The sequence below is a fragment of the Lysinibacillus sp. NPDC093712 genome, assembly GCF_050280025.1.
Classification (GTDB): domain Bacteria; phylum Bacillota; class Bacilli; order Bacillales_A; family Planococcaceae; genus Lysinibacillus.
In genome coordinates, this window is sequence record NZ_JBNNUU010000004.1 from 183,563 (window position 1) to 207,818 (window position 24,256).

20 protein-coding genes and 1 riboswitch are annotated in these 24,256 nt (G+C 38.8%); of the genes, 8 read left to right on the plus strand and 12 right to left on the minus strand.

Translation table 11 applies throughout. The features are described from left to right. Positions 1 to 369: 369 nt before the first annotated feature. The 9 genes from ACQKNX_RS16385 to ACQKNX_RS16425 form a co-directional block, all read right to left on the minus strand. Positions 370 to 933: a cob(I)yrinic acid a,c-diamide adenosyltransferase gene (locus ACQKNX_RS16385; RefSeq protein ID WP_427429796.1), complete on the minus strand. Its 564-nt coding sequence runs from the start codon at positions 931 to 933 to the stop codon at positions 370 to 372. A gap of 13 nt (positions 934 to 946) precedes the next feature. Further along, entirely contained in the window at positions 947 to 2,407 is a 1,461-nt protein-coding gene (locus tag ACQKNX_RS16390; RefSeq protein ID WP_427429797.1) for an adenosylcobinamide amidohydrolase, read from the minus strand. Next, the gene (locus ACQKNX_RS16395) at positions 2,404 to 3,405 is read right to left on the minus strand and encodes a FecCD family ABC transporter permease (protein WP_427429798.1); all 1,002 of its coding nucleotides are present in this window, start codon (positions 3,403 to 3,405) and stop codon (positions 2,404 to 2,406) included. The genes ACQKNX_RS16390 and ACQKNX_RS16395 overlap by 4 nt, the downstream gene beginning before the upstream one ends. Continuing rightward, positions 3,402 to 4,370, minus strand: coding sequence for an ABC transporter substrate-binding protein (locus ACQKNX_RS16400; RefSeq protein ID WP_427429799.1), 969 nt, complete (start codon positions 4,368 to 4,370; stop codon positions 3,402 to 3,404). The genes ACQKNX_RS16395 and ACQKNX_RS16400 overlap by 4 nt, the downstream gene beginning before the upstream one ends. 208 nt (positions 4,371 to 4,578) lie before the next feature. Next, a riboswitch (cobalamin riboswitch) is annotated at positions 4,579 to 4,762 on the minus strand. A gap of 347 nt (positions 4,763 to 5,109) precedes the next feature. Next, a complete protein-coding gene (locus ACQKNX_RS16405; protein WP_427429800.1) occupies positions 5,110 to 6,777 on the minus strand; it encodes an acyl-CoA dehydrogenase family protein in 1,668 nt (555 codons plus the stop codon). A 2-nt stretch (positions 6,778 to 6,779) separates the two neighbouring features. Continuing rightward, positions 6,780 to 8,282 carry a class I adenylate-forming enzyme family protein gene (locus ACQKNX_RS16410; protein ID WP_427429801.1) on the minus strand — a complete coding sequence of 501 codons (1,503 nt, stop codon included), beginning with the start codon at positions 8,280 to 8,282 and terminating at the stop codon, positions 6,780 to 6,782. Further along, on the minus strand, positions 8,275 to 8,664 hold the full coding sequence (locus tag ACQKNX_RS16415; protein ID WP_427429802.1) for a MerR family transcriptional regulator: 390 nt from the start codon (positions 8,662 to 8,664) through the stop codon (positions 8,275 to 8,277). Before ACQKNX_RS16415 ends, ACQKNX_RS16410 begins: the two co-directional genes overlap by 8 nt. A 281-nt stretch (positions 8,665 to 8,945) precedes the next feature. Then, entirely contained in the window at positions 8,946 to 10,613 is a 1,668-nt protein-coding gene (gene argS / locus ACQKNX_RS16420; protein ID WP_427430030.1) for an arginine--tRNA ligase, read from the minus strand. After that, positions 10,613 to 11,047: a DUF1934 domain-containing protein gene (locus ACQKNX_RS16425; protein ID WP_427429803.1), complete on the minus strand. Its 435-nt coding sequence runs from the start codon at positions 11,045 to 11,047 to the stop codon at positions 10,613 to 10,615. The genes argS and ACQKNX_RS16425 overlap by 1 nt, the downstream gene beginning before the upstream one ends. 160 nt (positions 11,048 to 11,207) lie before the next feature. Here ACQKNX_RS16425 and ACQKNX_RS16430 point away from each other — a divergent pair, with 160 nt between their 5' ends. The 5 genes from ACQKNX_RS16430 (at position 11,208) to ACQKNX_RS16450 (ending at position 15,334) form a co-directional block, all read left to right on the plus strand. Beyond that, positions 11,208 to 12,317 carry a GGDEF domain-containing protein gene (locus tag ACQKNX_RS16430; RefSeq protein ID WP_427429804.1) on the plus strand — a complete coding sequence of 370 codons (1,110 nt, stop codon included), beginning with the start codon at positions 11,208 to 11,210 and terminating at the stop codon, positions 12,315 to 12,317. A gap of 153 nt (positions 12,318 to 12,470) precedes the next feature. Next, on the plus strand, positions 12,471 to 13,412 hold the full coding sequence (locus ACQKNX_RS16435; protein WP_427429805.1) for a threonine ammonia-lyase: 942 nt from the start codon (positions 12,471 to 12,473) through the stop codon (positions 13,410 to 13,412). A 13-nt stretch (positions 13,413 to 13,425) separates the two neighbouring features. Next, complete coding sequence (locus ACQKNX_RS16440; RefSeq protein ID WP_427429806.1) at positions 13,426 to 13,662, plus strand: RidA family protein; 237 nt, start codon at positions 13,426 to 13,428, stop codon at positions 13,660 to 13,662. A gap of 367 nt (positions 13,663 to 14,029) precedes the next feature. Continuing rightward, positions 14,030 to 14,761: a hypothetical protein gene (locus ACQKNX_RS16445; RefSeq protein ID WP_427429807.1), complete on the plus strand. Its 732-nt coding sequence runs from the start codon at positions 14,030 to 14,032 to the stop codon at positions 14,759 to 14,761. 9 nt (positions 14,762 to 14,770) lie between these two features. Next, a complete protein-coding gene (locus tag ACQKNX_RS16450) occupies positions 14,771 to 15,334 on the plus strand; it encodes a hypothetical protein (RefSeq protein WP_427429808.1) in 564 nt (187 codons plus the stop codon). Between the two features lie 166 nt (positions 15,335 to 15,500). On the opposite strand, the gene ACQKNX_RS16455 is transcribed toward ACQKNX_RS16450, so the two are convergent. Both ACQKNX_RS16455 and speB read right to left on the minus strand, forming a co-directional pair. Continuing rightward, on the minus strand, positions 15,501 to 18,560 hold the full coding sequence (locus ACQKNX_RS16455; protein WP_427429809.1) for an S-layer homology domain-containing protein: 3,060 nt from the start codon (positions 18,558 to 18,560) through the stop codon (positions 15,501 to 15,503). A gap of 370 nt (positions 18,561 to 18,930) precedes the next feature. Beyond that, positions 18,931 to 19,803: an agmatinase gene (speB, locus tag ACQKNX_RS16460; RefSeq protein WP_069512861.1), complete on the minus strand. Its 873-nt coding sequence runs from the start codon at positions 19,801 to 19,803 to the stop codon at positions 18,931 to 18,933. Positions 19,804 to 20,114: 311 nt separating this feature from the next. Here speB and ACQKNX_RS16465 point away from each other — a divergent pair, with 311 nt between their 5' ends. Next, positions 20,115 to 22,169, plus strand: a complete 2,055-nt coding sequence (locus ACQKNX_RS16465; protein WP_427429810.1) for a transglycosylase domain-containing protein — start codon at positions 20,115 to 20,117, stop codon at positions 22,167 to 22,169. 348 nt (positions 22,170 to 22,517) lie between these two features. Here ACQKNX_RS16465 and ACQKNX_RS16470 read toward each other — a convergent pair whose 3' ends face one another. After that, a complete protein-coding gene (locus ACQKNX_RS16470) occupies positions 22,518 to 23,033 on the minus strand; it encodes a YwhD family protein (RefSeq protein ID WP_427429811.1) in 516 nt (171 codons plus the stop codon). Between the two features lie 125 nt (positions 23,034 to 23,158). Here ACQKNX_RS16470 and ACQKNX_RS16475 point away from each other — a divergent pair, with 125 nt between their 5' ends. Together ACQKNX_RS16475 and ACQKNX_RS16480 are read left to right on the plus strand one after the other, a co-directional pair. Further along, positions 23,159 to 23,344 carry a 2-hydroxymuconate tautomerase gene (locus ACQKNX_RS16475; protein ID WP_024362848.1) on the plus strand — a complete coding sequence of 62 codons (186 nt, stop codon included), beginning with the start codon at positions 23,159 to 23,161 and terminating at the stop codon, positions 23,342 to 23,344. Positions 23,345 to 23,549: 205 nt separating this feature from the next. After that, positions 23,550 to 24,218, plus strand: coding sequence for a class A sortase (locus tag ACQKNX_RS16480; protein WP_427429812.1), 669 nt, complete (start codon positions 23,550 to 23,552; stop codon positions 24,216 to 24,218). The last annotated feature ends 38 nt before the right edge of the window (positions 24,219 to 24,256 follow it).

Below are 24,256 nucleotides of genomic sequence, written 5' to 3' on the forward strand. Positions count from 1 at the left end.
TTAGTTTGTCGTGAATTTTCTCTCTTTGTGTTAAATTTTCTAGCTCATACGTAAATGTATGATATTCCACCACTATATTCACATTTTAATAAATGAGTGAGCATTCAGTCAACATTAAAACAAAAATATTTCTGATAATTTTATATTCTTACATTTTATAAGTGAAAAAGCTACCCTGAATTTTCCTTCAAAGTAGCTTTTTTGTATATTAATTTAACGTAATTAACACTTTTTCTTCCAATCACTAGTGTTCTCTGTAATAAGTTTCATTTAAAATATTTATTTTTAAAAATGATGATTCACATCGTTACGCTCCGGGCAGATGCTTGCCACAGGCAGGCTCGAGCCACTATTGTTCAGAGAATCAACTTATTTTTTAAACACTTTCCCACTGCGAATATATTCAATATCAGGTAAATTTAAACGAGCATTAACAACACGTGCAGCGGCAAATAAATAATCTGATAAACGGTTTAAATACTTTTGCACAATAGTAGGCACATCTTGAACTTCTTTCATTAGCGTTACCATTTGACGCTCTGCTCGACGGGCAACAGTTCGTGCAATGTGTAATGTTGCAGCTGCAGGAGCCCCTCCTGGTAATATGAATCGCTCCAATGGTGGCGCTTCATCAGACAATGCATCAATACGTGCCTCCAATACTTCAATCGGTGCTTCCGCTAGCTTGTAATGACGCTCCTTCATAACATTGGCCAAATCTCCACCAGCATCAAAAAGCTCATGTTGAATTGTTTCTAAATCAAGTAAAATGTCTTTGAATAATTCGCGATCTAGTTCGCTCACTGCCTTGCCGATAAACGAATTTAATTCATCAATTGCTCCGTATGTTTCAACACGTAGACTGTCTTTGTCGACACGCCCACCAATTAAGCTTGTTTTCCCTGTATCGCCCGTTTTCGTGTAAAGTTTCATCCCTTTTTCACTCCTATGCTTTATTTTTATAATTTTGTATCGCTTGTATCGTCGTCTCATAAACGCCTTTACCAATAATCTTACCGACATCTGTAATCGGCCCACCATAGCGCATTTCCTCACCCTTTTGCGTTGCCGCAATAAGTAAGCTATCTGTCGCAGTGCCCGTTGCAATTGTATCACTGCGGTAATCGCGAATGTTTTCCATTTGCAATGCCTTTGTTTTTGCTTCATTTGCAGTCATCAATGCTTGAAAAAATGCCTCTTCCGACAAACAGCCATTGATGATGACCCACGTATTAATAGTACCAATATATGGCGTATCCTGTCTTTCGTGTGTGCGAGAGACATCTACAGCATTTCCAACACCCGCAGTGACAACGACAAACACACTACCGAAAGAAGTGCTATATTCATTTAGTGCGTAGAGTTGTGTAGGAACAGCGGTTAACATGACAACTGTGCTAGTCGGCGAAAAATGCTCTCTTTGTAAAAAATTCGCGACCTCTTGTTTCACATCATTAACAACATAGTCTCCTGGTACAGAGCGATTTAATAGGCAGTCATACCACCCTATTCCGGGATTATGAACAGCTGAAGAAACTGTTTTTAACGGGACATTTGATTTCAGTTGGATATAATCTGTTGTTACGTTAAAATCTTCTTTTACAATGACAGCTCGTTGCTGATATTCACTTGATGATGGCATGATTGTAATTTGCGGTTTAGGTATTTCTGGATGGGCATAGGTTGTCACTCTTGCCTGATATACGTCCTCAATTTGAGACGCTATTAATACTTTATGTGGTGCACCTATAGCGCGTACACAGCCTCTTTCCATTAATAACAATTCATCGCAATAGAGGGAGGCTAAATTCATGTCATGCAGCACCATAATAACGGTTAAACCACATTCAATTGCTTCCTTACGCACCATATCTAAAATTTGACGTTGATGCGCAATATCTAGGTGATTTGTCGGCTCATCTAGCAATAATACTTCCGCTGTTTGCGCTAAAGCTTGTGCTACAAAAACCCGTTGTTGCTCACCGCCTGATAGAAACTCCATTGATGTATGCTCATAGCGTGTGACGCCCGTTTGCTCCATGGCATATTGAACTGCTTGCTCATCCCTCTCTGACCAATGAGAAAAAAAGCCAGTTTGATGTGGATAACGACCGAGCGATACTGCCTCACGTACTGTATTTGAAAATGCATTGGCATGTAATTGTGGTAGTACGGCCATCTTTTTTGCCAATGTGCGAGGACTATATGTTTTAATATTTTTGCCATCCAATAAAACAGTTCCTGCCGTTGCTGGTAATACGCCACTAATTACTTTCAATAATGTGGATTTGCCACTTCCATTTGGCCCTAAAATGCCAAGGACTTTCCCCTTTTCTACCGTAAAACTTACATCCTTAACGATTGGTACGTCCTCATAGCCACCTGATAGATGTTCAACGATAATCATACACGTACCCCCTTGCTTCTACGCTGCTTATAGAAAATATAAGAAAAGACAGGTGCACCAATAAATGCAGTAATAACACCTATCGGTAGCTCACGTGGGATAATTATCGTACGCGCCACTAAATCGCAAATGATCAGTAATGTTGCACCATTCAAAAAAGATAACGGCAATAAATGACGGTGATCTGAACCCCAAATCATACGAGTCATATGCGGCACAACTAAGCCGACAAAGCCGATTGTTCCTGAAACAGCAACTGCCGCCCCAGTAAGCATGGAGCCTCCTACTAAAATTAAATATTTGCTACGCTTTACATTGACACCTAAATGCTTCGCCCGTTCCTCTCCATATAGCAGAACATTTAGCTCGCGTCTTTGCGTCCACAAAATAACAGAGCCAATGACAACGAATGGGGTAATCATTTGCACATACGGCCATCCCCGCATCGAGACTGACCCTAGTAACCAGCCGATCACTTGGCGGAGCTCCTCACCTGATAACGCAATCATTAATGAGATAAGTGAGCCTAAAAACGAGCTAAAAATAACCCCCGTTAAAATAAGTGTTTCCATTTTCAGAGAACGGTCTACTATTCTGGCAAAGCTCATCACAGCTACCATCGTTAGTACAGCCCCTACCATACTGAGCGTTGGCAATGCATACAAACCGACAACTGGTAAAGAGATGCCGAAAAATAATGTCATGACAGCACCGACTGACGCTCCTGAAGATACACCAAGCGTATACGGATCTGCTAACGGGTTTTTTAACAAACCTTGAAAGGCTGCCCCTGCAATCGCCAACGATGCTCCTACAAGACCTGCGAGCAATACTCGTGGCAAACGAATTTTCCATAAAATATTGGCAGCAGTTTCATCTGCCGCTTTATTCCAAAATACTTCTAACGGAATATGAACCGAGCCTATTGATACGCCACACCAGATGCTAACAATAAGTAACGTAATGGCTGTTACATAAGCTAAAACCGTTTTGCTCACTCGAAAGCCTCAGGATAGATGGCTTTCGCTAACTCTTCAAGCCCATCTGCTAAACGCGGGCCCTGACGACTTGTCATATTTTCATCTACTTGCACAATAGCCTTATTTTTTACAGCCGTAATTGTATCAAAGCCTGCACGTTGTGGAATTTTCGTTAAAATATCGGGCACATAATTATAAGTGACCACGATGACATCTGGATTTTTTGTAATAATTTGTTCTGCATCAATTTTGAACCAGCCATCCGTATCAGCTGCGATATTTTCGGCATGAATCATCTCTAGCATCTCCTGCATAAATGTGTCCTTGCCAGGTGTGTAGATTTCTGGTTCATCTGACGTTTCTACAAAGACTTTCTTTGGCTTCACGTCCTGTAATTTTGCTTGGACTTCCTCAACCTTTTCTTTCATATTGGCAATAATTTTTTCTGCCTCTGGAAGCTTACCAGTGGCACGACCTAATTGCTCAATCGTCGTATATGTCTCATTAAAATCACTAGCGTTTGTCACAACAAATACTTTAACACCCGCTGCTTCCAGTTGATCCATCGCTCCACCTAAAGAAGCTATACCTGATTCATGTGCAAAAACGATATCAGGCTGTAACGCAATAATTTGTTCTATATTAAATTCCATACTGCCGACCTTCTCCTTGTCAGCTACCTCTGGTGGATAATCATCATAATCATTTACGCCAACGATTTTATCATTTAAGCCAAGTCCAAATAATATTTCTGTGTTACTTGGAATAAGAGATATAATTCTTTCAGGCGGTGCTTCTAGTACAATGTCTTTGCCAGTAGCATCTGTTATTGTTAGCGGGAACGTTGCTTCGTCTAGCTGCTTTGTATCCTGTTGCTCCTGTTGCTCTGTTGCCGATTTGTCGTTTTTCGGCTCTTCTCCACATGCTGCTAGAATGCCCATTGCTAAAAATGCTGATAAACCTATCTTCCAATACTTTTTCATTGTGAGACCTCCTTAGATTGTATGTGCATTTTTCAGCTTTGTTCAGTAGATTGATCGATATTATGTAGGCATTTCCCCTACCCGAACTTATTGCCTTTATGTTCAATTATTTATCGTCAGTAGCTTTCCAAAACAAAAAAACTCTCGTCATCATAACGAGAGGCGGTGCTTGCACAAATAAACCACCATCCTATCCTCGTAGGCTGCAATGTATCGTTCTATAAAGGCAGGTCTCCTGGCTCGTGCTCCAAATGCTTTTTCATGCCTTCCCAAAAAAATTCAGTGGCATAGATTGAAAAAACTCACACTTACAGTGGCGGGACCGCATCGGAATTACACCGATTTCCCTTTTCACTTTACTTTAGTAAAGAACCTTTATAATATTCAGTTGATTTTATTATACATGAAAATAGAAATAGATAACGATAAAAAAAGAGACGCTAAGTTAGCGTCTCTTTTTTGTGATGCTACTGCCGTTGATTTCCGCTGCGTGCGGACACTTTACACTTCGATCAACTAGTATAATTGTTTGAGTGCCTGGCACTACATAGAACCTAACATAATGCCGACTCCTAAATCGGAAAAATCCACTTCGCTTTCCGCGGGCACATACGTAAGCCACAAACGTCGCTACCCGCGCGGTTTGTTGCAGCTTACATTGCGTGCGTTCCCGTAGGAGTCTACGCGGATTTTTACTAATAATAAAAATTTTCAAAATTGTTTGTGTGCCTGGCACCCGCTACATAATTTCCGAAAAATATTGAACAGTTTTCATTGGTGCGCCTATTTCGCGCAATGCCCATGTATCTTCTAAATAAATATCTGCTAGCTTTTCATACTTGCCGCCAAATTGGACTGCCCATTCGACTGCCACTACACTTTCGTATAGATGAGCCATTTTTTCTGCTACGCCCTTTGCCTCATACGACTTCGTAGCCTCATCCAAACGACTAAAGACTTGCAATGTTGCTTCGATTTTCTTCAGTTGCTCGCCTACAATTTGTACGAACGAACAATCAGTTAACTTCGTCAAACGCTCCCGCATCACATGTACAAATAATTCATGGGCATTATATTTATCTACTAAGCGAATAAGCTCTAGTGCTAAAATGTTAGCCGTTCCTTCCCACACCGTAAGGACTTGAGCATCTCTAAGTAAACGTGGCGTTACAAAATCTTCGATATAGCCGTTTCCTCCATGCAATTCTATTGCTTCGCTTGCGTAATGCACCGCCTGTTCAGCCGTTTCTTTTTTCATGATGGCGATATTCAAACGATTAAGAATAATGTCCTGCTCATTCCCCTGACCACTCGTTACCTTGTCATATAATTGAATAAGATCAAAAACAGTAGCGACTTCTACATGGAGCTTCGCAGCATATTTCCCTAATGTATCCTGAATCATTGGGTATTGAATTAAAGGTTGCCCGAACGCATTTCGGTTTGTTACATAATGCTTCGCCTCTAAATAGCCTCGACGCATAATGCCAATGGAAGCGACTGCGTTACAAATTCTCGATAAATTAAGTGCCTCTAACATATAATAAATTCCTTTATTCGGCTCTCCAACGATATACGCCAGTGCACCATCGAATTCCACCTCTCCTGATGGTACTGCTCTGACACCGAGCTTATCCTTTAAACGTCGAATGCGAAGGTGGTTAACCTTACCGTCATCTTGACGCCAAGGTACAGCAAATAATGTTAAACCTTTCGAACCTGCTGAAGCGCCTTCTATACGTGCTAATACCATCGCCACACCACACATTCCAACATTTGATGCAAAGTACTTCTCTCCATACAAACGATACTGACTTCCTTCCTCGACAGCCTCTACAACATTTGCGCCGACATCTGAGCCTCCTTGCCGCTCCGTTAAAAATGTTGCCCCCTCATATAGCTCTGTATCCCCCGTTGCACAAACATGTGGTAAAAACCTGTCCTTCAACTCATCACTCGCATAATGATCAAGCAAATAAGCTGTTGCCATCGTTAAGGTAACTGGACAATAGAAGCCAGGCTCTGCATGTGACAGTAAATAGCCTTGTGCAAAGCTATACACATAATTTCCCTTTCTACCTAACTGTGGAATGTCCTTATGCACATAGCCAACGATCCCTGTGTTATATGTTTCTTCAATCGTTTTTTTGTAGCCTTCATTGACCCAAATTTCTGATATATCCTCACCATAAGCATTGTATCGCTGCAGTTTGGGCTCTCCCTCTCTGTCCGTATGCTTCGCTCTCACGTCGATGTCATTTGCACAAAGCTCGCCGAAATCCTTTAACTCTCGCTTAGCATAGACTAGAAGTTCTTTATCTAGCATCATTTCTAATAGTTTGTGTAGTGTTTCATCCTCTGTGAAAAAGTTAGTCGTCCGATTTGCATCTTGCTGTAATACTTTCATATTCATCTCACCTCTTGTTCCTTCAACGATTGTTTTAATATTTTTCCGGAAGCGTTTCTTGGTAGCGCTTCCACTTGTTCGAATAAGCGTGGAATTTTATATTTTGCAAGATGCTCCTCTAAATACGCTTTTAGTGCGCTATCATCAATCTCTGCCTTTGCAGCATACACTGCCTTTACGGTTTCTCCCCACTGCGGGTGAGGGACACCAATAACAGCCACCTCAAAAATGCCTTCATAGTTTAAAAGTAAATCCTCAATCTCTTTTGGATAAATATTGACACCGCCCGAAATAATAACATCCTTTTTACGATCTACAATCCAAATATAGCCGTCTTCATCTTTTCGAGCTAAATCTCCTGTTTTCAGCCAGCTATCTATAAATGCTGCCTTTGTTGCTACTTCATCCCTGTAATACCCCAACATATTGCCTTCACCAAATAACACAACTTCGCCCACTTCATTCACTTCGACATCTTCCCCGCTGTCGTTAATAATACGAAGCTCCGTCCCTAGAGGTGCACGCTGACCGATACTCCCCGCCTTTGTTTCATGCTCTTGTCCGAACATTAAGGAACCACTTGGCCCAGCCTCTGTTAATCCATAAACACATGTTAGATTTTCTGTTTGGAAAGTTTTTTGTAGATGGCGAATTTCATTTTGTGATAACGGTGCACCTCCATAAACCCACCATTTCATCGAAGATAAATCCGCTGTTTGCAATCTCTTTGTTTGGGCAGTTAATAAATAGGCAACAGGAGCCCCGAAAAAATGCGTCGTTTTTTCTTGTTCAATCGAATCTATCAATAAATCTGGTGTGAATGTTGGCGTTAATACATTTGTTGAGCCAACAAGTATGCCAGCCATTAAAAATAAATGCAATGGTGCTGAATGCGTTAACGGCATCATAAGGAGAATGCGGCTTGTAGGCTTTACTTCCATTTCTACTGCAATCATCTGGGCCACAGTTAAAATATTGCGATAGCTAAATAGGACGCCCTTCGGTTTTCCTGTTGTGCCTGATGTATATAAAATCGTTGATGCATCGTCTTCATTTAGCTGACAATCAATTGGTTGTGTACTGGCATGTTGTATTAGTGTCTCATAATGAAGCCACCCTGCCTCCACATGTCCTGTTTTAATTTTCAACGGCACGACATTGATATGCTCGACCGCGGCAAAAATAGCCTCATGCACTACAATAGCTTTAGCCTCTGCATGCTGTGCAACATATTCAACCTCCTGCAATGTAAATTTTGCATTTACGGGAACGACAATTGCACCAATACGTTGAATCGCAAAATAACTAACAACAAACTCTACAACATTTGGCATAAAAATAATTACTTTATCGTCTGGACGAATACCCAGTTCTATCAAAGTATGACCGAGTCGAGTCACTTGCTCATCTAAATCACGATAAGTCACTCTTCTTCCATGACAAACAACAGCTTCTTTTCCAGCATACTTTCGGGCATTTCGTGCTAACAAATTTGAACTATTCATCGTGCATCTCTCCCTTTAAAGTTAATAATTTCTCACTAAACATGCCATGTAATTGCAGTAATTCATTTTTCATTTGTGTAAGCTCGGCTATTTTACTATCAATTTCTTGAATTTTTTGATCTCCATATGCCACAGTACGTTCCAGCTGTTGAATTCCTGAACGATCAAAATCAAAAAGCAACACCATTTCCCTGATTTCGTCTAACGAGAAACCATAACGCTTCCCCCTAAAAATAAGCTTGAGCTTCGCCATTTCTTTTTTTGAGAAGGTGCGCTGATTAGTAGCCGAACGATGAGGACATAGAAGCCCAAGCTCCTCGTAATAACGAATGGTACGTGTAGACACATTAAATTGCTTTGCTACCTCCTGAATCGTTTTCAAGCCTGCTCCCCCTTCACAATTTTCATCAGTATATCATTAACGTTAACGTAAACTTCAACAGAAAATCAGAAATAAATAGAAAATTCCGCACACAAAGAAGCATAAAAAAGTGTCAGGCACTCAAACGATTCTTAATTTTCAGACCATTAGAAACGTAAGAAGCAACAAAGTGCACATAGCAAGGGTTGTCGCTTCCATCGGAAAGTAGTGTCAGGCACTCAAACAATTTCCACCGAATAAAAAACCCCGACACGCAATTGTGTCGGGGTCTAATAATCATATTACATTTTTTCAGGTGCAGATACGCCGATTAGACGTAATGCGTTAGCAATAGTAGTACGTACAGCCGTAATAAGTGCTAAACGTGCTTCTGTTAGCTCTTTATTCGAAGCATCTAATACTTTTTCAGCGTTATAGAAGCTATGGAACGCAGCTGCCGTATCTTGAATATAGTTGGCAATACGGTGTGGCGTACGGTGTTTTGCTGCATCCGCCACTACTTTCGGGAAATCACCAATTTTTTTCAATAAATCAATTTCTTTTTCAGCAGTTAACAGGCTTAAATTATTTGTTGATGTAGCAAAGCCTTGTTCCGTTGCTGAACGTAAAATTGAAGAAATACGCGCATGCGCATATTGAGCATAATATACCGGGTTTTCGTTTGATTGTGATACCGCAAGATCAAGATCAAAGTCCATATGTGAATCACCAGCTGTTTTCACGAAGAAGTAACGCACTGCGTCTAATCCCACTTCTTCAACAAGCTCACGCATCGTTACGGCATTCCCTGTACGTTTCGACATTTTAAATTTCTCGCCGTCTTTATATAACTGAACCATTTGAATAACTTCTACTTCAAGTGTGTCACGGTCATAACCAAGTGCTTGAATAGCCGCTTTCATTCGTGGGATATAACCGTGGTGGTCAGCACCCCAAATGTTAATTAGTTTATCAAAGCCACGGACAATTTTATCTTCATGGTAAGCAATATCAGGTGTTAAATATGTGAAAGATCCATCATTTTTTATTAATACACGATCTTTATCATCGCCAAATGTTGTTGAACGGAACCAAGTAGCGCCATCTTCTTCAAAAACATGGCCATTTGCTTTTAATTTATCTAATGCTACTTCGATTTTGCCGTTTTCATATAATGATGTTTCAGAATACCATACATCAAAATTCACGCGGAAATTCGCTAAGTCTGTTTTCAATTTATCTAATTCTAATGCTAGACCATGTTGACGGAAAAATGCAAAACGCTCTTCATCAGATTTTGATAAAATCGAATCACCATGCTCACTCGCTAATTTACCTGCAATATCGATAATATCCTGACCATGATAACCATCTTCTGGCATATCTGCAGCAAGACCTAAAGCTTGCTTATAACGCGCTTCTAATGAATAAGCTAAGTTATTAATTTGATTACCAGCATCGTTAATGTAGTACTCACGAGATACTGCATAACCAGCCATATCTAAAACATTACACAATGAATCCCCTACAGATGCTCCACGTGCATGACCTAGGTGAAGGTCACCTGTCGGATTTGCTGATACAAATTCAACTTGTACTCTCTCATCAGCTCCTGCATTTGAACGTCCATAATCTGTACCTTGTTCAAGGACAGCTGTTACAACACCTGTTAAGAAATCTTTACGGACAGTTATATTCATAAAGCCAGGACCTGCGATATCAATTTTCTCGATATCAGTACCTTCAGTTTCAAGGTTTTCTAAAATTGCTTCTGCAATCGCACGTGGTGGCTTTTTAGCTAGTTTCGTTAACTGCATTGCAATATTCGTTGCATAATCACCATTTGCTTTATCCTTTGGTGTTTCTAAGTGAATCGTTAACTCTGTGCCAGCTTCAACTAAGCCAGCTTTTTCAACAGCCTGTGCAATCGCCGTCTTAATGGCTTGTTGTACTTGTTCTACTGCGTTCATCATTGTACCTCCGTAAATGTAATGTCTAATGTATAATTGCCAACATTTTGTCCACCCATTAGTAAATCATACTGCACATGAAAATCTCCACGCATTTCATGTCTAGTAAATAACATGTTTTTCGTTTGAGTCACGAGTGGCATCGAACCAAATTCACTTTCATATTGGCCTATTTGTTGTTCAAAAATGTTGAGTGGTAAGCGCATTTTTACTGCTCCTGCGCGCATAATAAGTGCCCGTTCTTTGTCTAACTTCATCGTCGTGCGGATTGTTTTTTCATCCTGCATCTCTTCATATTTTAAATATAGGGAATCTGCTTTATTTATTAGCTGCCCATTTAACCACATTTCAAGGGTTTCGGACTCCCCATCAATCGGACGAATCGTCGAAATGAGCTTAATGTTCACCTGCGATTTTTCTTCGTTCACCATCATGGACGCTCCCTTTTATTCTTTTTACTATAACCTTTTTATTATAGGATGAATGTCTACTCTTTTTCAAGATAGAAGTGAGTAATGTTTTCAAGCATTGGCAGACAAAGTGAAAAGATTTACTATTATTTATAGATCTTCGAGAAAGGAACTACAATTATAGATGTTACTTCACATTTTTGTCAGCTTTTGTATTACCTTTACATTAATCATTTTAACGTATTGGCCATTTACACATCCGGCTCGAGGACAATCACTAATTAAAGATTTTAAACCCATTTTGGTGGGTATTTCTTTTGGTCTAACAGGTCTTATACTAAGTGGCATTTCGTTAAACTATTTGAATGGAACACTTATAAACATCCATATCGTCCCTCTTCTTTTTAGCGGACTTATCGGTGGCCCGTGGTCGATTGTTATTAGTGGCATAATCATGGCAATAGGAAGCTTAATCATCATCCCTACACAAGAAGTACTATCGATAACAAGTTTATCAAATATTAATTTATTAGTAATTTCTATTGTTCTTGCGCTTTTTGCATTAAAAAAACCCATTACTTTTCACACATTAACAGCCTATTTTTATAGCCTGACGATTGAAATTACTATGATGTTAGTTCTTATTGTCGCTTTACCAGTTATACTAAAAATAAAGATTATATTAGGGTTCGTTGCCTATGCAATTTTTACATTTTTTACAATTTTCACTGTTATTAAACGTTTACAAGCGACAAGTGAAAAGGTACAACTCACCTACCATCTTAAAGAAAAGGACTATTTAACGCAGCTCCCAAATAATTTGGCAATTCGATCCTTTGCGCAAGGAATGGTTTTAGAAACGGACCATTTTTCAGTGCTCCATTTTGACGTCGATGATATGAAAGAAATTAATATCAAGTATGGCCATTTAGCTGGTGATGGGGTTATTAAACAACTCGCCACAATCATTAATGACTATGTAGAAGCTATAAACGGTATTGCTGCACGGGTTGCAGGGGAGGAATTTTATATTATATTAAAGGATGCCCCACCAGCTATCGCTCTATATCATGCTGAGAAACTGCGACATCAAATTGCACTTTATTCTTTCAACATTAATACTGTGCAAACTACGCCATTAACGGTTTCCATCGGTATTAGCTCAAGTCCTGATAACGGTGTAGAGTTTGATGAACTTGCCATTATCGCTGCTCAAGTTACAACCGATATAAAAGCTTCAGGTGGCAACAAAGTATTACACGCCAATAATATTGACTTCCACACAGAAAACTAATACTTGGTCTAATACATGAGAATCTGCGATAGTAACGCAGATTCTTTTTCTTTTCCTCTCCACTAATAGTCGTTGACAGATATTCACTATAACACTACATTTATATTATAATTTCAGAATTTTCAATCCATTAATAGAAATGAGGATTGCTGTATGTTAACACTTGAGAAAATCCAAGCTGCCAAAATGAAAGTTGCACCTTATATTTATGAAACACCTGTTATTCGCTTACATGGACTCGATGAACTGTTAAATTGCAATGTTTCAATTAAAGCCGAAAATATGCAAAAAACAAACTCTTTCAAATTGCGTGGTGCTCTGAATAAATTGCTCTCGATGCCACTTGAACAACTACAACAGGGCGTTGTTGCGGCATCGTCAGGTAATCATGGTAAAGGGGTTGCCTTCGCAGCCAAACTATTAAATATTCCGGCAACAATCGTGCTACCAGATTCAGCACCAACTATTAAAGTTGAAGGTATTCGAGCACTAGGTGCAAACGTTGTACAATGTAAGCTTGTTGAAAGACACGATATAACGGAAAAACTTAGCTTAGAACACGGATATGCCATCATTCATCCTTATGATGATTATGACATTATGGCTGGTCAAGGAACGGTAGCATTAGAAATTTTAGAACAACTCCCTCAAGCTAATGCAATCGTTATACCAATTGGCGGTGGTGGGCTAATAAGTGGTGTCGCAACTGCGGTAAAATCGTTAGCACCTCATATTAAAATCATCGGCGTGGAACCAGCTGTTGTCTCTCGCTATGCAGATAGCTTAATTGCCGGTGAAAGATTACTTTTAAAAGAGCAAAAGTCTTTAGCAGATGCACTCCTACCTTTACAACCTGGTGAGCGAAACTTCCCGATTGTTCAAAAGCTAGTCGATGATATTGTTCGGGTAGACGAGGATTCTATCGTTAGTGGGATGAAGACATTACTACTAGAAGGCAAAATAATGGCTGAGCCCTCGTCTGCCATCGGAATCGGGGCAGCTCTTCAAGGGAATTTACCTATAAGTAAAAGCGATCACGTTTGCTTCCTTATTTCAGGCGGCAATGTTGGGTTAAATCAATTACACAATTTATAAGGAGACTATTGCTATGAAACAAGTATCAATAGATAAAGAACCCATTGGACATTATTCACCAGGAATCATTAGCAACGGCAATTTGTATATTTCGGGGCAAACTTCAGTAAATCTAGCTACTAGAAAACCTGCAACGGGTGGCATTCAAGCTGAAACGTTAATGGCTCTTCAAAAAATAGAGGCTATTCTTCAAGCAAGTGGCCTTACTAAAGAAGCTGTCGTCATGTGTAGAGTTTATATTACACTCTGATTTATGAGGGAACGTAAATGAAGCCTATGCACAATTTTTCGGTACTCATAAGCCTGCACGTGCAATTATCCCGATTAAAGAATTAAGCCATGGCTGCTTAATTGGATTGGAGGCAATTGCTGAGTTAGGAGGTTAATTCTATTTAAGAAAAAATGATCAATTTAAATTTCAAATAGTCACTTTTTCGGTTCAAAAATTATTTGGCTCAACGGACTGTTTATTTTTATAATTTTCAAATTATTGACCGCAAAATAATTGAAATAATAGTTATAGTTATGATATTTTTTAAATAACTCGAGTATAAGTAAATTTGTTATAACAAATTATCATTAAAAGAATGTTTAGTATAAACAGAAGGTAATTTGTTTTGAAAAAAATAGCTTATATTTTAATTTCCTACTTATGTTTTTCAATTGTACTTACTCCTATTAGCAGTAGTATCGCACTAGCAAATACGACAACAAGTGATTTCGATTTAATAAACAACGCTACTCACAACACAGATTTTGATTGGGAATCCGTCCGATGGGAAGAAACGAATTTTGAAAACTCAAACGATAGTTTCCCTATTTATTTTGAAGAACAAGACGAAAATGCTGAAATAGTAGATCTTGAGCCTGGAGAAGTCTATGATGAGCAGTTTCATATTATTAATGAAGAAGATTTCCCCAAAATTCAACCACGCTTATGGCATTTGGTAGCTAGAGTTGTTTTATCAGGTGGTCAATACGTAGTTAAATTCGGTTCAAAAATCTTTAAAAAACAACCTGCTAGTGCTGCACAAGTAGAAACGATAGCATTCCAGTCTGCTACTGTAAATATCGGAAATGGTAATACAGTGCTTTTACAGAGAAGTAGTATGGTGCATATTTTACAAAATCACCATCCACGCTTTTGGACAGGTTTAACTGATAAAACCCTTTTTAATCCTAACATCACGACTCCTCAACTTAGATCACAAATAATTCAAATCATAAACCAAAATAGAAATAAGATTGATCTAAACGGCTATGGAAGAATAGATGTAATGATTGAGGGGCAAGCTTATAGATTAGTAGTATCTAAAAATCGAGTTACGACTTTCTATCCTATCGGCTAGGTGGTATATATGATTAAAATTGATACATTTATTGCAATCGAAACAAAAAGTTTCTATTCACATACGATTGAACAGCTTCAACAGGAATTCACAAGTATTCAAAGTAACAATGCACTACAGATTCTTGCAAAAAATCTAACGAAAAGTAAAGGTCATTTTTTACATGGTGCTATTATTGTAGAAATTGATGGTGTTCACATTACGTCGTTGTTAGATTGGGACGATTGTGACTTACTATGGCCAGGGTTTTTATCGATGGTTATTGATTACTTACACAATGGATTTGGTGAAACGGATATATCATTAAATGATATCCAATGGACTTTAGAAAAAATTATGACGAAGCCAAATCATTTAGTCATTTTTTCTTCAAAGCATGGTACGGGGAAAATCACTAAAGGTGTTTGCAACGAATATGACTTTCTTCAAGCAGTCTTGCTCAGCGCACATCAATACTTGACGTTAAGACAACAAGATACGCGAACGCATACTTTAAATGGTATGTCTGAAAAATACAATTATCTTAAGTGCCAGTCACTCAAACAATTCCCAAACAATTCACATAAAAAATAAGGCTAGCTCATAGCTAACTCCATTATCTTTTATTAGGTAACTTAATAAAGAGCATCCCCAATGAAGACTGGAGATGCTCTTTCGCTTTATATTATTTAAAATTTATTAACAAGCTGTATCAAAACGTAATAAAAAAGAATAATTTCTTTGACAAAACGAGTGAATGTTATAAATGAAGCACTCTGTATAAGAAAGCAACAAACTGCGCACGTGTGACAGGTTCATTCGGTCTGAAACTGCCATTATCCCCTAACGCAATCCCGTAATTTTCGAGAATAGCAATGTAATCATGAGCCCAATGTGTTGTAGGAACATCTTCGAAATGACTTGTCCCTTCTGAAGTCAATCCAAATGCCAACACTATTATTTTTGCCAATTGCGCTCGTGTTAATGATTCGCTTGGATGGAAGAATCCATTGGAACCATCTATAATCCCTGCCTGCTGCAACTTCATAACGCCCTCATAGTATGGATGGTTTGCTGCAACATCATTAAATGGCGTTATCTCGCGACTTGGTACTAACTCAAAGGCACGAGCAATAATAATTGCAACATGCTGACGTTGAATTGAATCATTTGGACGGAATGTTCCGTCTGGGTAACCATTGATTATTCCACGCATTGCTATATCCTCAATCATTTCTTTTGCCCAGTTTGTAGAAATATCACTGAATGTTATTGTTGGTGTTGGATTTTCTGGTACTTCAGGTTCTGTAGGATTTTCTGGCTCTACTGGGATCTCTGGAGTTGGTTTAGGATTTGGTTTTGTTTCCGGCGTTGGAATATATCCACCACCTCCACCTGATGGACTATTTTCTATCCACTTCGCATATAGCGTTGTATTTCCTACTACCGTATCTTTTATAAAATCCCACGAATTAATAAGAGTAGCCTCTTTATACCATCCACCAAATGTATAACCTAGTTTCGTCGGTACAGTTGGTTCTGTTATTTTTACGTTGTATGATACATTTTGAGGCGTGACACCACTGCCTCCATTTGATTCAAATGATAATATATAACGATTAACTTTCCACAAGGCATATAGTGTGACATTGGAGGTGTTAATAGTAAACTTGTTATTTGCCACATAGTTTATCCCACTGCCATCTGCTTTTGTATTCCAACCACTAAACGTAAATCCAGTCCTCACTAGATTGCCAGTATTATCAGCTACTATAACGCTATGTCCATTTTCATAAGTTTGACTATTGACTGGTGCTTGTCCTCCAATTGCTCCGTTTCCGTCGTATTTTACTGTATATTTAAGCGGAGCTGTTTTATTAATACTGAATGTTACGGTAATTGAGTTACCAGCGTCATCCGTAACAACAAGCACATAGGAGCCTTCCGCGTCTACAGACACCCCACTCGCAATCGAACTACCATTTAGTGTTGCAGTACCTTCGTTAAATGTAATGGTTTTTGAGGAATTGTAACTTCCTCCTTCCGCTACTCCGCTGACAATAGGAGCGGTCTTATCGATAGTAAATGAAATGGTTGTAGTATTACCAGCGCCATCCGTAACAATGAGCACATAGGAGCCTTCCGCGTCCACAGACATCCCACTCACAAACGGATTTCCATTTAGTGTTGCAGTACCTTCGTTAAATGTAATGGTCTTTGAGGAATTGTAACTTCCTCCTTCCGCTACTCCGCTGACAAATGGGGCGGTCTTATCGATGGTAAATGAAATGGTTGTAGTATTACCAGCGCCATCCGTAACAACGAGCACATAGGAGCCTTCCGCGTCTACAGACACCCCACTCGCAATCGAACTACCATTTAGTGTTGCAGTACCTTCGTTAAATGTAATCGTCTTTGAGGAATTGTAACTTCCTCCTTCCGCTACTCCGCTGACAATAGGAGCGGTCTTATCGATGGTAAATGAAATGGTTGTAGTATTACCAGCGCCATCCGTAACAATGAGCACATAGGAGCCTTCCGCGTCTACAAACGAGCCGTTTATAAAGAGATTGCCGTTCAATTTTGCCGTACCTTCATTAAAAGTTATTGCCTGCTTAGCATTATAGCTCGCTCCGTTTGCTACACCTTTGACAATAGGGGCGATTGTATCCAGAGTTATGATTCTTTGATATTCTGGAGATTCATTCCCCGCTCCATCAACAAGCTTAAAGGTCAATATTTTTTCTCCATTAACAGTTCCTATACCTAGCATAAAGCTTGAAACATAAGGGATTTGTGTAAATGGATTTCCATTAACCGCATAACGAATATGTGTAATATCATTTACACCCACATCTGGCATTACTGAAACGGATACACCTGTACTATTTGTATATAGGTTGCCTTGATTTACAATTACCGTCCCTGTCGGAGGGGTCTTATCAATTTGAAAGTGAAAGGTTTTTGATCGGCTACCTGCTGTAACTGTTAATGTATATGAACCTTCAGCAGTAATCTGTGTTCCACTTGTAAATGGACTTCCATTCAAAGTTGCTGTGCCAATGTTGAACTGTGGCGTTACATTCGTGCTGTATAGGCCACCATCTTGAACTCCTGTTACCTGAATGTCGACAATTTCGGAGTATGTAATAATTAAATATGGACCCCGACTACCGCCGTGCATATTAGATTCCGTCATTTGTATATAATGGTCCATAAATAGTATTCCGTTTTGAGCAGCTTCTTGAGCAGTCATTCCTGAAAGAATAAAGGTTGCTCTAGAATCAGCTTTCGTGGACTCCTCTGATATATAGCTAGTAAAATCAAATGGCGCTAGCGTAGGTTTAAGCATAGTGACATTATTGGCTAGCATTCTTGATTGGGTAGATCCTGAAGTAGGAGCTGGTGGTGATGTTATCCCAGTATCTTGAATCCAGTTATGATCAGTACTTGTAGAAACTTTTAGTGAAAAATTAGTTGTTGCTTGGAGAGTACCACCTGTTACAGGAATATAAAGATTTGCACTTTCAACCTCGTACCCTGCAGGAATGGGAGGCAACTGAAACTTGAGCAATACTTGAACCTCCAAAGGCGTACCATATGTTCCCTGAAAGCCTACATCAAGATATCCCAGGGTCCCATCCTCATAAGCAAATCCAGCATCAATACCTTCGTATACCATTGTCGTGTCCTCAGTTACATAAATTGGTACCGAACTGTTATTGGCAAAAGCTACATCTTGATTACTAAAAATAAAGATTATGCCCAAACTAACTACCAAAGGCAATAAACTAACAATCGAAGCTATCTTCTTTCTCATCATACATACTCCCTTTCTATTAAATTTTCTAAAATCACTACGCTAATAATTTAAATTGAATTCCAATTTATTTCCTTAATCGCTTTTTTCTCCTTGTTTAATCCTTTATTCTCATTGCATACACATTATTCAGATGACATAAAAACTCCCTCAATATTTTTTCATTGAATACTTTTAACATATCTTTTTAATTATAAAAAGGAGTGTCCATTAAAAATACTGACAAATGTTAATATTTCACTATTAACATTTATCTTTTAGGGTGCCAGGCACTCAAACAATTCTCAAACAATTTACATAAAAAAATGAGGCTAGCTACATAGCTAACCCCACTCAAAATCGCTTCATATAAACATTCACAAAGCCCCTATTATTTCACCCAGCCTAAAATCATTTCTCGTAATAATTTACTCGCCGTGTTGGCTGTCATTTCTGATGTGTCATAAATTGGTGCAACTTCAACTAAGTCAAAGCCTACAACGTTCACGCCACTTGCAGCAATTGCGTGAATTGAAGCTAGCAACTCTTTAGATGTAATACCTCCACAATCTACTGTACCTGTACCAGGCGCATGCGCTGGATCTAGTACGTCGATATCAATTGTAACGTATACATTTCGTCCCGCTAATGTTGGTAGCACTTCTTTTAACGGCTCTAGTACTTCAAATTTTGAAATGTGCATGCCGTTTTCCTTCGCCCACTCAAATTCTTCCTTCATACCTGAACGAATACCAAATGAATAGACGTTTTTGGGTCCAATATGCTCTGCAATTTTACGAATTGGCGTTGAATGTGAAAGTGGCTCCCCTTCATATTCGACGCGTAAATCTGTATGCGCATCAAAATGAATAATTGCTAAGTCGTCGTATTTTGCAGAAACTGCCTTCATAACAGGCCAAGATACTAAATGCTCGCCGCCCATGCCGACAGGAATTTTACCGTCTTCTAATAGCTTCACAATGAATTTCTCAATTTCATCTAAAGAACGTTGTGCATTACCAAATGGCAACGGAATATCCCCTGCATCGAAATACTTCACTTCTTCTAACTCGCGATCTAAATATGGACTATACTCTTCTAGACCAATTGATACTTCACGAATACGTTGAGGGCCAAAACGTGAACCTGGGCGATAACTAACTGTCCAGTCCATTGGCATGCCGTAAATAACTGCCTGAGCATCCTCATACGTAGGATGACTTTTTATAAAAACATTCCCTGAATAAGCTTCATCAAATCTCATATTTAGCCTCCATTAATATCTGAACTTCCTATGAAATTCAGTTTTTATATTTGTTACTCATTGAGGACTTACAGGTTTGTAATGAAACCTCATTCACTCAATCCTCGTATACATTATTGGAACGACTAGCAAATTTCAATTAAAATCTACAAATTGCAATGCACTTGTCGAATGCTAGCGTTTTAAATCAGTACAAAAAAAGTATAGATGTTTTTGAATAAAGTGCAATAGTTTTTGCTTAGAATTCCGATTAAAGAAGAATATTCAGACACATACTAAACTCAAGTTGTTAGAAAACGAGGTGAAGTCGGATGAAAAGAAAAATCTATCAACGTAAGCAAAAGCGTGTGAAGCGTTCACGCAAAGCGCTTACACTTTTTGTCGCCTTTGCATCTGCAATAGTAGTAGCATTTATTGCACTACGCGTCTATGTTCAAGTGGCCGGTGCACCGCCATTAACTGTACCGAAAGCCTCTATTTTCTTAGATGAAAACGAGAACCAAATTGGAGACCACTTTACGAATGAACGTCGCTATTGGGTTGGGCTTGATGAAATATCACCCTATTTAGTAAAAGCAGCAGTGGCCGTTGAAGATAAAGACTTTTACAAACATGGCGGTTTTGACTTTTCTCGTATTGCTGGTGCCGTATTAGTTGATATTAAAGCCGGAAGTAAAGTTCAAGGGGCAAGTACTATCACCCAACAATATGCTCGAAATTTATATTTATCTCATGAAAAATCATGGACTCGAAAAGCAAATGAGGCGTTGTATGCTTATAGATTAGAAGTTTTTTATAACAAGGACGAAATATTAGAAGGTTATTTAAACACTGTATATTATGGACACGGAATGTACGGGATCGAAGCGGCTAGTCGTTATTATTACGGGAAATCTGCAAAAGACTTGACGCTCGCAGAGGCTGCTATGCTTGCAGGCATACCTAAAGGTCCAAGTATATATTCGCCAATCGCCAATATTGAAAAAGCTACTAATCGCCAGCACGTGATCTTGAAACTGATGGCAGACCAAGGAGCAATAACGCAAGATGAAAAAACACGTGCTGAGGAAGAGCAGCTTGTCTTAAAAAATGATATGTGGGTTGCTTCCAAATCTGTTGCACCATATTTCTTAGATGTTGCTTGGCAAGAAGCAAGTGAAATTTTAAAAGAAAAAAATCTAGACATAAGCGAAGGTGGTTGGACTATTCAAACAACCCTTAACCTTGGCCACCAAAAAGCTGCGGAAGAAGCAGTAGCTAAAAATATGCCCGCTAATGATTTGCAAACAGGATTTGTTAGTATGCAATCTAAAACTGGCGCCGTCACAGCACTTGTTGGCGGGAAGGATTATGCCACTAGCTCTTTTAACCGCGTAACACAAGCAAAACGTCAACCGGGATCAACTATTAAGCCGGTTTTATATGCAGCAGCATTAGAAAATGGCTATACGCCTTTAACGTTTTTAGATGTAGGACAAACAACGTTTACTTATGATAATGGACGTGGAACCTACTCTCCTAAAAACGTAAACGGTCAATTTGCCGACCATGATATGTCGTTGGCACAAGCCATTGCGATTTCCGATAATATTTATGCAGTTAAAACATTAGAGGATATCGGATTTAAAGCATTTCATAATATAGCGGACCGCTTTGGAGTATCGATTGGTACGAAGGACAATTTATCGCTTGCTCTTGGAACAATGGAAACGACACTGTACGAAATGACAAATGCGTATAATATTTTAGCATCAGAAGGTCAAAAAACAGCTCCAACAACGATTATCTCCATTAAAAATGCCAATGGAGACATTATTTACGATAATAAGAACGTTGAAAAACAGGATGAAACGGTGATTTCAAAAGAAAATTCCTATATTCTAACAGAAATGATGACTGGCATTTTCGATCCTGTATTTAGTGATTACTCTCCTGCTACAGGGATTGGCATTCGTTCACGCATGACTCATACGTATGCTGCAAAGTCTGGCTCGACAAATAGTGATCAATGGCTTATCGGATTTACACCAAGCTTAACGGCTGGTGTTTGGAACGGCTACGATCAAGGTAAAAACCTTTCTACGAAAGAAGATACAGCTGCTACAAAGCAAATATGGATTGACTTTATGGAAAATGTAAATAAAGGTACTAAAAACGAGGACTTCTCAAAACCAAAAGGTGTTAAAGGCGTTGTCATAGATATTGAAACAGGAAAGCTTGCTACAGATGCCTGCCCTAAACAACGTCTCGTTTATTTAGATACCAAAGATGTACCAACTGAAAAATGTACTAACTTTGATATTCTTGATAGCAATACGTGGGGAGAATTTTGGAATATGATTCCGTTCTTTAAAAATAAACAATAATGCGCAACCTTTTTCTCGAATAGTCGTTTTATTTTATTGAAAAGCTCTCGACAAAGTTATCGACATAAAGCGAAAAAAGAAAAGCTTTCTCTTCCCCGGAGACGTGTCCGTGGGAACAGAAAGCTTTTCTTATTTTTTTGGCCCGGGAAAGGATGAGAATCATGGGGCATTTGGCTTGGGTTTGGGTTGTCAAATGTCGCATAGCCCTCATCACATTCTTGGAACCAAGTGTCCTAGCTTACTAAAATGTAAGCTCTGAATCAAGTGTACTTTTTTTCATATCTACTTTCAACCTAATATCGAAAGCGATTGCAAAATGTCACAGATTGTTCAATCATTGATGGTCTTTTATACAAATAAGTCTTGACGTAATTGATTGTCACTGCGCTTCCAAAGTTCCGGATTGAGCTCCGCTAAGAAAGAAGCTAACACTTTTTTAGAGGCTTCATCCATATGATCAACAATAATTTGTCGTTTCATCGACTTATCCATCTTATTAACGTGATCAGCTAAAATTTTATACCCACGACGTTTTTCACGATTTACTACCATTTCACATGCTGTTACACCTGCATAGTAAGGACCGTCTGCTTTATGATCAATCGTTACCCATATTAACCAGTAAGGTTTTCCCCCCTCTGAATCAGCACGATCTGTCGTAAATTTGATGCCTCGTTCAATATCGCTACGTGCATGCATCGCACCTACTTCAACTGAAGCCTTACCTTCTTCTATATCAATAATGACCGGTGATACGTTTTCTAACGAAAGCGAACCAATACCATATCCTTTATGGCCATCTGTCGGGTCATTTTTTATAATTGTAAAGCCCATTTTTTGTTTCGGTTTCTCTTCATTTGCCATACTTTAATTCCCTCCATTCTGCTATTATAAAGTAAAGCATATTCTTGCGCTTTTGTGCATAAGTAAGAAGTTTATTATTTCTTATAAACTAACTATACAACATAATTCTAAAAGGAGGCACTATTATGCCATACGTAACAGTAAAAATGATTGAAGGTCGTACAGAGGAGCAAAAACGCGCACTAGTAAAAGAAGTAACAGAAGCCGTTTCACGCACAGTAAACGCACCAGTTGAAAACGTAACAGTTTTCATCGAAGAAATGTCTAAAAACCATTACGGTGTTGCAGGCGTCCGCTTCAGCGATAAATAACAATAACCAGGGTAGAGCAACATACCGCTCTACCCTTTTTTTAGTCTTTACTAGTTCTATCGGCGATTGGTGTTGGTTTATCGGTGATTGCTCGGGTTCTACCGGCGATTCACGGGATTTTACCGGCGATTTCCCCGCTTCTATCAGCGATTCACAGCGGTTTACCGGCGATTCTTAAATATTTAAGGAAGTGATCATACAAAATATGAAAATAATCAAAATGACACTACTCATTTGTATGCTGATTATCGGTTTACTACTTATTTTTATTAATCCTATCCAAAATGCAGTTATCGCTCATTTAAGTAAACAGCTAAATACGACTGATTACAGTGCAGAAGAGTTACAAATGAACAATAATGCAAGTGCAAATTTTGAATTCGAAGATGTCCAATCTTTGTCCATCACAGACGTTTTAAAAGCACAGACACAGGTCGATCATTTACCTGTCATCGGAAGTATTGCCATACCTAATGTAGACATGCACCTTCCTATTATCAAAGGAGTCGGCAATGCTTCTCTTGCAGTCGGAGCAGGTACCATGAAGTCTAATCAAAAATTAGGACAAGGCAATTACGCCTTAGCCGGTCATTATTTTGAAGAAAAAAATATATTATTCAGTCCATTATATAAAGCAAACATTGGTGATGTAATTTACATAACGGATTTGGAAAATATTTATGAATACAAATTAACAACAAAAAAAGTGATTGCAGCAACAGATGTGTATGTCATTGATGAGATCCCAAATCAAACTGTTTTGACCCTTATTACATGTGCGGATAATGGCACAAAACGCCTTGCTATCCAAGCAGATTTTGTGGAGCAATATCCATTGAATAATGCTCCTGCAAAGCTATCGGAAGCTTTTTAGTATAGAAAAACCCCCAAGGCTTAATTGAACTGTACCTC

Bases quoted from the DNA above. Each gene is read 5' to 3' on its own strand.
- ACQKNX_RS16385 (WP_427429796.1), bottom strand. From the start codon at position 933: ATGAAACTTTACACGAAAACGGGCGATACAGGGAAAACAAGCTTAATT.
- ACQKNX_RS16390 (WP_427429797.1), bottom strand. From the start codon at position 2,407: ATGATTATCGTTGAACATCTATCAGGTGGCTATGAGGACGTACCAATC.
- ACQKNX_RS16400 (WP_427429799.1), bottom strand. From the start codon at position 4,370: ATGAAAAAGTATTGGAAGATAGGTTTATCAGCATTTTTAGCAATGGGC.
- ACQKNX_RS16405 (WP_427429800.1), bottom strand. From the start codon at position 6,777: ATGAAAGTATTACAGCAAGATGCAAATCGGACGACTAACTTTTTCACA.
- ACQKNX_RS16410 (WP_427429801.1), bottom strand. From the start codon at position 8,282: ATGAATAGTTCAAATTTGTTAGCACGAAATGCCCGAAAGTATGCTGGA.
- argS (WP_427430030.1), bottom strand. From the start codon at position 10,613: ATGAACGCAGTAGAACAAGTACAACAAGCCATTAAGACGGCGATTGCA.
- ACQKNX_RS16425 (WP_427429803.1), bottom strand. From the start codon at position 11,047: ATGATGGTGAACGAAGAAAAATCGCAGGTGAACATTAAGCTCATTTCG.
- ACQKNX_RS16430 (WP_427429804.1), top strand. From the start codon at position 11,208: ATGTTACTTCACATTTTTGTCAGCTTTTGTATTACCTTTACATTAATC.
- ACQKNX_RS16435 (WP_427429805.1), top strand. From the start codon at position 12,471: ATGTTAACACTTGAGAAAATCCAAGCTGCCAAAATGAAAGTTGCACCT.
- ACQKNX_RS16440 (WP_427429806.1), top strand. From the start codon at position 13,426: ATGAAACAAGTATCAATAGATAAAGAACCCATTGGACATTATTCACCA.
- ACQKNX_RS16450 (WP_427429808.1), top strand. From the start codon at position 14,771: ATGATTAAAATTGATACATTTATTGCAATCGAAACAAAAAGTTTCTAT.
- ACQKNX_RS16455 (WP_427429809.1), bottom strand. From the start codon at position 18,560: ATGAGAAAGAAGATAGCTTCGATTGTTAGTTTATTGCCTTTGGTAGTT.
- speB (WP_069512861.1), bottom strand. From the start codon at position 19,803: ATGAGATTTGATGAAGCTTATTCAGGGAATGTTTTTATAAAAAGTCAT.
- ACQKNX_RS16465 (WP_427429810.1), top strand. From the start codon at position 20,115: ATGAAAAGAAAAATCTATCAACGTAAGCAAAAGCGTGTGAAGCGTTCA.
- ACQKNX_RS16470 (WP_427429811.1), bottom strand. From the start codon at position 23,033: ATGGCAAATGAAGAGAAACCGAAACAAAAAATGGGCTTTACAATTATA.
- ACQKNX_RS16475 (WP_024362848.1), top strand. From the start codon at position 23,159: ATGCCATACGTAACAGTAAAAATGATTGAAGGTCGTACAGAGGAGCAA.
- ACQKNX_RS16480 (WP_427429812.1), top strand. From the start codon at position 23,550: ATGAAAATAATCAAAATGACACTACTCATTTGTATGCTGATTATCGGT.